Source organism: Chitinophaga sp. (assembly GCF_035564935.1).
Taxonomy (GTDB): domain Bacteria; phylum Bacteroidota; class Bacteroidia; order Chitinophagales; family Chitinophagaceae; genus Chitinophaga.
Genome location: NZ_DATMTE010000741.1, coordinates 1 through 10941, shown reverse-complemented (window position 1 = coordinate 10941; position 10941 = coordinate 1). Strand labels below are relative to the sequence as shown.

The following is a 10941-nucleotide window of genomic DNA, read 5'->3' as shown; positions in this document are numbered from 1 at the left end:
TAAATTTGCGCCGCTACTACTTTCAGCAATTCCGGGTTAAGACGTTGTTTAAAATCCGGATTGATGTACTCAAAATGTATCACTCCCTTTCTATCCAGGATAAATACGGAAGGTACCGGCAGTAAAAGATCGGTATCCATTCCTCCGCTGGTTTTGGGCAGCATTTCCCAATAAGCTTCGGGAGCTTTGTAGGCTATGCCAAACAGTTTGGACACCTTCGTATCCGCATCGGACAGCAATGTGTAGCCCAACTGCTGTTTCACGGCCGACTGCTTTAACCCTTCGGGTTTGTCTGTGCTAACCGCAATCAGCTGGTAACCTTTTTCTTCAAGCACAGGTACTATCTCCTGCAAGCCAGACAGTTGCCTGGAGCAGAAAGGGCACCAGCCTCCCCGGTAAAAGATAAGGATCGTGGGCTTGTTCGCCACTGCTTTGTTCAGGTCAAATGCCTTCCCCGATACATCTTTAAGTATTACCGCGGGAATAGATTCACCGTTCAGCAAAGGACTGATATCTTCCGGCTGCTGCGGTATAGTATAAGCAGCGCCCGTTGCGGATAGCAATCCTGTCTGGCTCTTCATCTGCCCCTGCGCTTTCACAGCCGGAAGTGATATCAACAGTTCCAATGCAATGGAAAACAATATTACATGATAGCGGATCATTTTTCCTCTCTTCATTATTACCTTACTTTACGTCAATAAATGTTACTTATGCCAATTCCTTTGCCAGTGGAAAATCCACCGGTACCTGCGCTACCGCATGCAGCAAGTTACTGATGGTTCTGTCGCCAATAAGCACCAGCACATCTACCAGGTTTTCCTTTGTGTACCCCGCTTCAAAAAATTCATTCAGCAACATCGTATCAATATGTCCGTGCTTTTCCGTAACTGCTTTTGTTAATCTTACTAATGCATCCAGTTTGCTGTCGAAAGCAGCTGTTCCTGAGCGTACTTCTATCGACTGCAACTCCGATATACCGGCTTTACGGGCAATAATAGTATGAGCGCTGAGGCAGTACACACAGGAATTAACTTCGCTCACTACCAGGTTCACAGCTTCAACTTCTTTACTGTTAAGAGAAGTAGGACTTCCTTCCAGTTTCAGATAAGATGCCAGGGCGTTCTCTGAATAGGCCAGAACGCTATAGAGATTAGGCACCTTTCCAAATGCTTTTTCCATTTGCTCAAAGAGTTGCCTGTTCTTGTCAGACACGTCTTCTTTTCCTAATACAGTGAATAAATTTTCCATTTCCCAAATACAGTTTAAAGAGATTATTGAAGTGTTACTTTTATGATACCGGTGATAGCGGGTAATGTGGTAAAAGCATTGGGATTAGGCACTTCTTCTATTACCTTGCTTTCATCCAGCGGGGTGCCTGCCAGGTTAAATTGTGTGATACCTGCTCCGGGGAATTGATTCACGGCAGTACCGTCATCGTAAAGCGCAACAGAAGAAGAAATATCGCCTTTCTGAGTAGCATCTGCCCCGTTGTCTTTTGAAGCGAAGAACCAGTCGTTGGAGAACCCGTACATAGTGGCAATGGCTATCCTGTCGCCTTTGGCTACTTTCAGCTGTTGTGAAACACTGCTGCCCGCCTGGCCGCCTGCTTTAGGCAACAATACGGTAGAATTAGCTGCCGGTAATATATAAACCTCCTTTACACCACTTACGGTTTTAAGATATGCTGCAAGCCCGCTGGCATCGCCTTTCTGTGCTAATTCCTTTAATCCTTTACCACGGTCATTTTCCCCTGTTTTATAAATGGGATTGTCGATACCGTTATAAACCACCACCAATACCGGTGAAAGCGGCGTAAAGATGCCTGTTTGCCCTTTAATATACTCGCCCAGGATGCTGTTATCGCCCATTTCAGCAATGTTTGTCAACCCGTTTGCAGTAGGTTTACCTGCTTCATACAATGGGTTAGGATCCAGGAGGGTGCCGCCGGCGATGTATGAAATGGCCCATACACCGGGACTGAATGGCGTTGGATTGGAGGTGCCGCCCGAAGTATTCTTTATCGTTAATGTAAAAGTGGAATTACCTTCATAGTGAAGCGTTGTTTTCATCAGGGCCGATGCAGCCGCATAGCTATTTCCCTGTGCATCCATTCCTGCCACTTCTGTAACATTTTTCGGGGCCGTTTCCGCGGCGCCGGGGTGTGCCACAGCAGCGCCGGGTACCTGGTTAATACGTGTACCATTGTCCCACAGCCTTACCTGGGCGGAAACATCTCCTTCTATTGGTGTACCGCTGTCCTCATATAATTTGATGCCCGGGTTAGCCGGTGCAAAAAACAGGTCGTTTGACCAACCATACATAGTAGCAAAAGACAGGGCCTGTCCTTTTGCTGCTGAAAACCGGAAAGAGATAGATTCACCGGGCATGATAACGGGCGCCGCGCCTTCATTTTTAAATGTTCCGGACTCCACCAGTGGTTTGGACTCCAATACATTTTCCACAGTGATAGTTGCAGGTGTGCCTGTTTGGGGTGCATCGTCATTATCCTTGCTGCAGGCTGCAATAAAGAGAGGCAATGCCGCTAAAGATAACCAGGCCGATTTGTTGCGGTTCATAAGCAATGTTTTAATTATTTGAACTGATATGGTAAAGGTAGGCTGCCGGTAAGGGGTGAAGGTATCTGCATTTCCCGGTGTGTTGACTATATTTCCCGCCCGGTGTTTTTCCCGGGAAAGGTGAGCATCCGTTATCGCCCGCAAAATCAGTATATTGTAAGAAAAAAATGCGACCTGTTATACTCTGCGTTATACTGCTCACCATGGCCACTTCCCTGCATGCCCAAACACAGGAAGACGCTATAAAAGCCACTATCCAACGGCTGTTTACCGCTATGCTCAATGCAGACAGCGCCGCAGTTGCCGGCTGTTTTGCTCCCGGAGCGCAATTACAATCTGTAATGGAAAACAAAGCCGGCAACGAAACAGTGCATACCATGCCTATCAGTGAATTTGCTTCTCACATTGCCAAACTGCCTGCCAATGCGGCCGACGAGCGTATCGTTTTCGGCTCCCTCCTGCTGGATGGACGCCTGGCCTCCGTATGGGCGCCCTATCGCTTCTTTTTCAAGGGGCAGTTTTCACATTGCGGCGTTGATTCCTTTCAAATGGTGAAGTTCCCCGATGGATGGAAAATCCAATACCTGATAGATACCAGGCGTAAAGACAACTGCGAGGAAGCAGCCGCCAAATAACCCGTTACCGGCCCCTTGTTTTTGAATCCACCAAATAATAACCTACTTTTGCCCCGCTATGGTTCAGGCATGTCCATCCCGGATATGCCTGATTAAAAGGGAACCAGGTGAAAATCCCGGACAGTCCCGCTGCTGTAAGTCTCATACAATGCCAGGGCATCGCCAGTCAGACCACTGTTGAACATTCAATGGGAAGGTCGCCCAAAGCAGAGATAAGTCAGAATACCTGCCATAACACTACTTTTTTAAGCTTTCGTGGAATGAAGCTTGGGAATACATTCAATCTGCGGGCATTGCCCGTACTTGTTTCTTTCCTGATTTATTTTTCTTATTGCGAAAGCTGTTGATGGAATATTAACAGGCTTGGGAATGATGCGTTTCAAAAAACATGCGGGCGCCGCAATGTTACTAGTATTGCTCTGCAGCGTAACGGGTACGTATGCGCAGCAGGCCGATACTGTAACCGCCAAAGCACTCAGGGAGGTATCCGTAACCGCACCCCGGGCGGCCAGGGAAGTGAGCCCCGGGCAGAAAATGCAGGCGAAAGAACTGGAGCGGCTGGGCAGTCACTCCGTGGCGGATGCTATCCGTTTTTTTGCAGGCCTGCAGGTAAAGGACTATGGCGGCATCGGCGGGCTTAAAACCGTTGATATCCGCAGCATGGGCACCAACCAGGTGGGCGTGTTCTATGATGGTATACAACTGGGTAACGCACAGAATGGCCAGGTAGATCTTGGAAAGTTTTCGCTGGATAATATGGAAGAAATCGCCCTGTACAATGGGCAAAAGAGTAACATCTTCCAGCCGGCGAAAGACTTTGGATCGGCAGGCGCTATTTATCTCACTTCTCTCAAACCAAAATTCGCAGCAAACGAAAAAACACATGTAAGAGGTACCATAAAAACCGGCTCTTTCGGCCTGTTCAATCCCTCCCTGTTATGGCAACAAAAGATCAGCAGCAAAGTATCCGCTTCTTTCAGCACCGAATGGATCAATGCTACCGGCAGGTACAAATTCTCTTACCAGAAACGCGACGATAACGGACACCTTGTATATGACACCAGCGCTTACCGCACGAACGGCGATGTAAATGCTGTTCGTGTAGAAGGCGGTTTTAACGGCCTGCTGAATGGCGGGGAATGGAGCACAAAAATATACTATTACCAGTCGGAACGCGGCCTGCCAGGATTCATTGTAAATGGCGTTTTCGGGCATGTGGACCGGCAATGGGACCAGGATATCTTTATACAATCCAGCTTCCGGAAAGATGTTACCAAACGTTACAGCATCCTGCTGAACGGGAAATACGCTTACGACTATACGCGGTTCCTGGCGCCGGATACTGCCCGCCTCTATATCGACAACCACTACCGGCAGTACGAAATGTATTTCTCCATGGCACACCAGTATACCCTCACCAACTGGTGGACCATCGCCGCTTCCGGCGATTTCCAATGGAACCGGCTGGATGCCGATCTTACCAATTTCAGCTACCCTACCCGGTACACTACCCTCGCTGCTGCTGCTACCAATATCAGCTTCAACCGGTTCAGTGCACAAGCCAGCATACTGGGCACCTTTGTGAATGAAACCGTAAAGAAAAATGCAGCGGCTCCTTACCAGCAACAATTCACACCGGCAATATTTGTTTCCTGGCAGCCTGCACGCTCTCCCGCTGTCAGGCTACGCGGATTTTACAAGCGGATTTTCCGTATGCCTACATTTAACGACCTGTATTATACAGAGATCGGCAACCGTTTCCTGCAACCGGAATTTGCCACTCAATACGACGTTGGATTTACCTGGAATAAAACTTTCACTAACAGCCGGATCATACAGGCCGGCATTGAAACAGATGCCTATTACAACGAAGTGAATAATAAAATAGTAGCCGTTCCCGGCGCCAGTATGCTAAGCTGGCAGATGGAGAACCTGGGCTTCGTAAAAATAAAAGGGGTGGATGTAAAAGCGAAAGCCTTATGGCTGATAAAAAAACAAATACAGTTCAGCACAAAGCTTACCTATACCTTCCAGCGCGCACAGGACTTCACAGATCCGTCTGATAGTTTTTACGGCGATCAGATCGTTTATATTCCCCGCCACAGCGGCTCACTGATACTGGGCGCCGATTACAAACAATGGGAAGGCAACTACAGCTTCATCTATACCGGTGAAAGATATAACAGCAAGGAAAATAAGGCAAAGAATTATGTGGAGCCCTGGTATACCAGCGATATTTCACTGGGCAGGCAATTCAGCTATAAACACACCCGCTTTCATGTAACGGCGCAGGTAAATAACCTCGCCAACCAGTTTTATGAAGTGGTGATCAGCTACCCCATGCCGGGAAGAAATTACCGCTTCGTTTTAACCGTGAATATTTAATGTACATGCCATGATGAAACAGTTAAGGAATATAGTATCAGTGGCAGCCCTCGCAGGACTGGCCATCAGCGGTTGCCGGAAAGGCGACAAAATTGTTCCGCCGGAAATAACGCCGGTCGATACTGCCAGGCCGGGTGCTGCCTACAATGGATTTTATCTCCTGAATGAAGGCAATATGGGGAGCAATAAATCCACACTGGATTATTATGATTACACCACAGGCATCTACAAAAGTAATATCTATGCTACCGCCAACCCCACGGCAGTAAAAGAACTGGGCGATGTAGGAAATGACATCGCAACATACGGTTCAAAATTGTATGCCGTGATCAATATTTCCAATAAGGTAGAAGTAATGGATGCAGCAAGCGCCAAACGGATCAAACAGATCAACATCCTCAATTGCCGTTATATCACCTTTGCTAACGGTAAAGCATATGTGAGCTCATATGCCGGTCCGGTACTGGTTGAACCCAATGCCCCCATCGGCTTTGTAGCGGAAATTGATACCGCTACCCTGGAAATAACACGCAAGGTGATTGTTGGCTATCAGCCGGAAGAAATGGCGGTGGCAGGCAATAAATTATATGTAGCTAACTCCGGTGGATATCGCGTACCTAACTACGATCGCACCGTGTCGGTGATAGATTTAAATACTTTTAAAGAGATAAAAAAGATCGATGTTGCTATTAACCTCAACCGGCTCAAGGTAGACAACGACGGGGATATCTATGTTACTTCACGGGGCGACTATTACAATATACCCTCCCGTCTTTTTTTAATTGATACCAAAACAGATGTGGTAAAAAAACAGTTTGATATCCCGGTAAGTAACCTGTGGATCGCCGGCGATACCGCTTATGTATACGGCTCCGTTTTCAGTTACAATACCGGTAAATGGACCATTACCTACAACATGCTGAATGTAAAAACTGAAACCGTGCTGAACACCAATTTCATTACCGATGGTACGGATAAATCTATCCGCATGCCCTACGGCATCGCGGTAAATCCGGCCACCAGGGAAATTTTCGTAACGGATGCGAAAGATTATGTGTCTTCCGGCGTCCTTTACTGCTTTACCCCCGCAGGAAAAAAGAAATGGTCGGTTACCACCGGTGAAATACCGGCACATATCGCTTTTATTTCCGGCACTAAATAATTATAACCAACTAAAACTATACAATGAAACGTAGATTTTTACCCGCCGTATTGCTCCTCGCAGTTATACTGGGGAGTTGCTCCAAAGACAAAAACGAGATCATCGAAGACCCTGAGCCTACCGGGCCTTTCCTGAACAAGGTGACGAAAGTGTTCGAGTATTTCCCCGCACCGGGTCAGTTCACCAACGAACTGCCAGCCTGGAAAACAGGCGACTCCGATAAAGAGATGGCGGATTATGCATTGGCAGCTTTGGGGCAGGAACAAATGATTTCCCTGGGAGGATTTGGCGGTTATGTACTGATGGGATTTGACCACACCATCAAAAATGTACCCGGCGAATATTCCTTTATTGTACTGGGCAATGCCTTCGACCAGTTTGCCGAACCGGGCGTCATCTCCGTATCTGCAGACGCCAATAAGAATGGATTACCGGATGATGAATGGTATGAAATTGCCGGTTCTGAATACAACAGTTCCAAAACTGTAAAAAACTACCAGGTCACTTATTATAAACCCAACGAAACAAAAAACAGGGGAACGAATCCGGATGATCCGTATACCAGCGATGCGGAATATATCCGCTGGAAAGATAACAAGGGTAACACCGGTTACCTGGCCAGGAATGTATTTCACGATCAATCCTATTATCCACAATGGAAAGGCGACAGCATTACTTTCACCGGTACCAGACTTACGGACGCGAATATCAAAAACACCACCAGCGATCCTTCCTCACCTCACTATATTTCGCCGGCTTTCTCCTGGGGCTATGCGGATAACCTCGCGAATAATGACCCCGATGCAAAAATAAAACTGGACTGGGCGGTAGATAAAAATGGTAACCCGGTAAAACTCAAAGGGATCAACTTTATAAAAGTACATACCGCTATCCGTGCAGAAGCAGGATGGCTGGGAGAGATCTCTACAGAAGTGCTCGGTGTAAAAGACCTTAACCTGGAATAATATCCGATGAATATAAAAAGGGTGATCCGTTAACCAGGATCACCCTTTACCTTCTGACTATCTCACACTTACCGGCAGTTTATCTTCACCAATGGCCACCAGGCTGAATGTTCCCGTGATGGCCTTTTCCCGGGTATCGGAATACATCTCCTCAATATAAATTTCCACCAGCACTTTCACACTGGTATTCCCTACTTCCGTTATTTTACCGATCAGTTCCACAATGGTGCCGGCAGGAATAGGTTTGTTGAAATCTATTTTCCCGGATGATACCGTTACCATCTTTTTCCTTGCAAAACGGGTAGCGGTAATAAACGCCACTTCATCCATCAGCGACATGGCGGTACCGCCGAACAAAGTATCGTAATGGTTGGTGGTACTGGGAAACACGGCTTTAAAGATCCGTGTTTCCGAATGAACAATTCTTTCGGCTATAGTCATTGTTGTATTGTTTTAGTATTTATAAAGCGGCTTTTGTTCTCATTACTTCCGCTGCGCGTACCATATTCGATAAAGCCACTTTTGTTTCCGGCCACTTACGGGTTTTCAACCCGCAATCAGGATTTACCCACAGGTTCCTTGCCGGCAGCGTAACAGCCGCTTTTTCCAGCAGTGCGATCATTTCCTCTGCCGACGGCTGCCGGGGAGAATGAATATCATATACGCCGGGGCCTATCTCGTTAGGGTATTTAAAATCCGCAAAGGCATCCAGCAACTCCATTTGTGAACGGGATGTTTCAATGGTAATTACATCTGCATCCATTGCCGCAATATGCTCAATGATATCATTAAATTCGCTGTAGCACATATGCGTATGGATCTGTGTTTCGTCTTTCACACCACTGGCGGAAATACGGAACACCTGCACCGCCCACTCCAGGTAAGCGGCCCGGTTTTCTTTACGTAAAGGTAGTCCTTCCCGGATAGCGGGTTCATCGATCTGGATCACTTTGATACCTGCCTTTTCCAATGCCACTGCTTCATCGCGGATAGCCCATGCAATTTGATTGGCCGTGGCGGAACGGGGCTGATCATCACGTACAAACGACCATTGCAGAATAGTAACAGGGCCGGTGAGCATTCCTTTCATCAACTTACCGGTGTGCGACTGTGCAAAGCTGCTCCAGCGAACGGTCATGTCGGCAGGGCGGCTTACATCTCCAAAAATAACCGGCGGTTTTACACAACGGCTGCCATAGCTCTGTACCCATCCATTTTGGGTGAACAGGAATCCCTGCAGTTGCTCCCCGAAATATTCCACCATGTCATTCCGTTCAAACTCGCCATGCACCAATACATCCAGGCCAACTTCCTCCTGCCAGCGGATCACTTCTATGGTAGCCTTTTCAATAGCTGCTTCATATTGTTCAGCGGTCAGCTCTCCTTTTTTCAGACGCGCCCTCAGCTGCCTGATATCATCCGTTTGCGGGAAAGACCCGATGGTAGTGGTGGGGAACAACGGCAATTTGAATTGCTCCTGCTGGAGATGCTGACGTACGGGGAAGGCGCTCTTCCTGCGGGCATCGGCAGCAGTGAACGCCGCTATCCTGTTTTTTACTTCCTTCCGGTGGATCAGGGGCGAGGTAGTTCTGCTGTGGATGGCAGCTTTATTGGCATCCAGCAAAGCCGTGTTGCCGTTCAAGATATCACGCAGGTCTTTTAATTCCTGCAGCTTCTGTTTGGCAAAGGCCATCCAGTTTTTAATTTCGGGAGAAATGATGGTTTCGTTGTCGAGATCGCACGGCACATGCAGCAATGAGCAAGAAGGAGCAATGGCGATACGGTCTTTTCCCAGTGCATTTATTGCTTTTTGTATCTGCTGTAAAGATCTTTCATAATCATTCTTCCAGATATTCCTGCCATCCACTACGCCCAGCGAGAGGTGTAAAGGAGTATCTGCAATGGCGGTGGCCAGGATATCATCCAGTTGGGAAGGGCAACGAACCAGGTCGAGGTGCAGCGTTTGCACGGGCAGCGACAAAGCTACCGGCAGGTTTTTTCCATAGCATTCAAAGTAAGAGGCCAGGAAGATATGCAGCTGTGGGAATGCCGCATGAAGCTGTATGTAGGTATCTGAAAATGTTTGCAGCGCCGCTTCATCGAGGTCCAGCGACAGGCAGGGCTCATCTATCTGTACAATGTCGGCGCCGGCCCGGGTAAGTTCCGTCAGCACTTCCATGTATACCGGCAGCAATTTACTGATCAGTGATAAGCGATGGAAACCGGCTGTTTTCTCCTTACCAAGCAGCAGGAACGAAACGGGGCCAAGGATCACCGGTTTGGCTGCATAGTTGTTCTGTTTTGCTTCCAGGAACTGTTCAACCACTTTACGGGAGAAGAAATGAAACGATTGATTGACGATTAATTCAGGAACGATATAATGATAGTTGGTGTCAAACCATTTTGTCATTTCCATAGCGGTGATATCGTCGCCATCCCGCTGGTAGCCGCGTGCCATGGCAAACAGGAGATCTGTTTCATGGATCTTTTTTTCCTGTAACGGGGCATAACGGGCTGGTACGGCGCCTACCATAAGGGCAGTATCCAGTACCTGGTCGTAATAAGAAAAATCGTTGCAGGGGATCCGGTCAATACCTTTCTGCTGTTGCAATTCCCAGTTATGCAAGCGGATATTACGGGCCACTGCCTGTAATTCACCGAGGGTAATTTTGCCTGCCCAGTAGCTTTCGCAGGCTTTCTTCAATTCACGCTGGCTACCTATCCTCGGATAGCCTAAGTTGTGGATAATCATTACTGATTGTTTAAAAGGTGATACATGATGTTCACGCTCTTACATAGTACAGCAATGTTTTTGGAAGATGTGATACGGGAAGGGGCAGGTACAATACATTTACCGGAACAAGTGCATTATCATGCATGATCATATCATGCAGGTTACCTGTTCTGTATAAATTACCTGTACCGAAACCAGACACGCTTCAATCCCCGAAAGCATTGTCAAAGTGAAATAAAGGCAGGTCTCCTGGCTTGTTCCGCTGGTAAACACCTTCCCATTCCTTACGGAACAGTGGTATAATATTTACCAGTTGCAATGCGTTTGCACTGCCGGAAGCTTACAGTTGCGGGACAGCCTGTGATTTGCACACAGTTCCCTTTTAATCCCGCTTTTCAGCGGGAACCATTATTTGCTTCGATGAGTAATACATTAAGAACCGGGGGCGAAGGTAGTAAATCCCCGCAACTTTTAAAATCGTAAA

The 10941-nt window shown here is 47.4% G+C and carries 9 protein-coding genes and 2 riboswitches; of the genes, 4 read left to right on the top strand and 5 right to left on the bottom strand.

Annotation, left to right across the window (positions count from 1 at the left end; translation table 11 throughout):
- The 3 genes from VN105_RS19195 to VN105_RS19185 form a co-directional block, all read right to left on the bottom strand.
- Window positions 1-677: peroxiredoxin-like family protein (locus VN105_RS19195; RefSeq protein WP_325643181.1), on the bottom strand; the 677-nt coding region annotated here is incomplete at its 3' end.
- A 31-nt stretch (window positions 678-708) separates the two neighbouring features.
- A complete protein-coding gene (locus VN105_RS19190) occupies window positions 709-1248 on the bottom strand; it encodes a carboxymuconolactone decarboxylase family protein (RefSeq protein WP_325643179.1) in 540 nt (179 codons plus the stop codon).
- A 23-nt stretch (window positions 1249-1271) separates the two neighbouring features.
- Entirely contained in the window at window positions 1272-2576 is a 1305-nt protein-coding gene (locus tag VN105_RS19185) for a spondin domain-containing protein (RefSeq protein ID WP_325643177.1), read from the bottom strand.
- Window positions 2577-2743: 167 nt separating this feature from the next.
- Between VN105_RS19185 and VN105_RS19180 the strand changes: the two genes are divergently transcribed.
- The 4 genes from VN105_RS19180 to VN105_RS19165 all read left to right on the top strand — a co-directional run bounded on the left by VN105_RS19180 (window position 2744) and on the right by VN105_RS19165 (window position 7723).
- Window positions 2744-3211, top strand: a complete 468-nt coding sequence (locus VN105_RS19180; RefSeq protein ID WP_325643175.1) for a nuclear transport factor 2 family protein — start codon at window positions 2744-2746, stop codon at window positions 3209-3211.
- 42 nt (window positions 3212-3253) lie between these two features.
- Window positions 3254-3459: riboswitch (cobalamin riboswitch) on the top strand.
- Between the two features lie 154 nt (window positions 3460-3613).
- On the top strand, window positions 3614-5596 hold the full coding sequence (locus VN105_RS19175; protein WP_325643173.1) for a TonB-dependent receptor: 1983 nt from the start codon (window positions 3614-3616) through the stop codon (window positions 5594-5596).
- Window positions 5597-5606: 10 nt separating this feature from the next.
- Entirely contained in the window at window positions 5607-6758 is a 1152-nt protein-coding gene (locus VN105_RS19170; RefSeq protein WP_325643171.1) for a DUF5074 domain-containing protein, read from the top strand.
- A 23-nt stretch (window positions 6759-6781) separates the two neighbouring features.
- Window positions 6782-7723, top strand: coding sequence for a hypothetical protein (locus VN105_RS19165; RefSeq protein WP_325643170.1), 942 nt, complete (start codon window positions 6782-6784; stop codon window positions 7721-7723).
- A 57-nt stretch (window positions 7724-7780) separates the two neighbouring features.
- On the opposite strand, the gene VN105_RS19160 is transcribed toward VN105_RS19165, so the two are convergent.
- Both VN105_RS19160 and metE read right to left on the bottom strand, forming a co-directional pair.
- Window positions 7781-8164 carry an acyl-CoA thioesterase gene (locus tag VN105_RS19160; protein WP_325643168.1) on the bottom strand — a complete coding sequence of 128 codons (384 nt, stop codon included), beginning with the start codon at window positions 8162-8164 and terminating at the stop codon, window positions 7781-7783.
- A gap of 19 nt (window positions 8165-8183) precedes the next feature.
- Window positions 8184-10475 (bottom strand): 5-methyltetrahydropteroyltriglutamate--homocysteine S-methyltransferase, encoded by a 2292-nt coding sequence (gene metE, locus VN105_RS19155; protein WP_325643166.1) that lies wholly within the window; start codon window positions 10473-10475, stop codon window positions 8184-8186.
- 204 nt (window positions 10476-10679) lie between these two features.
- Window positions 10680-10882, bottom strand: a riboswitch (cobalamin riboswitch).
- Window positions 10883-10941: the final 59 nt, after the last annotated feature.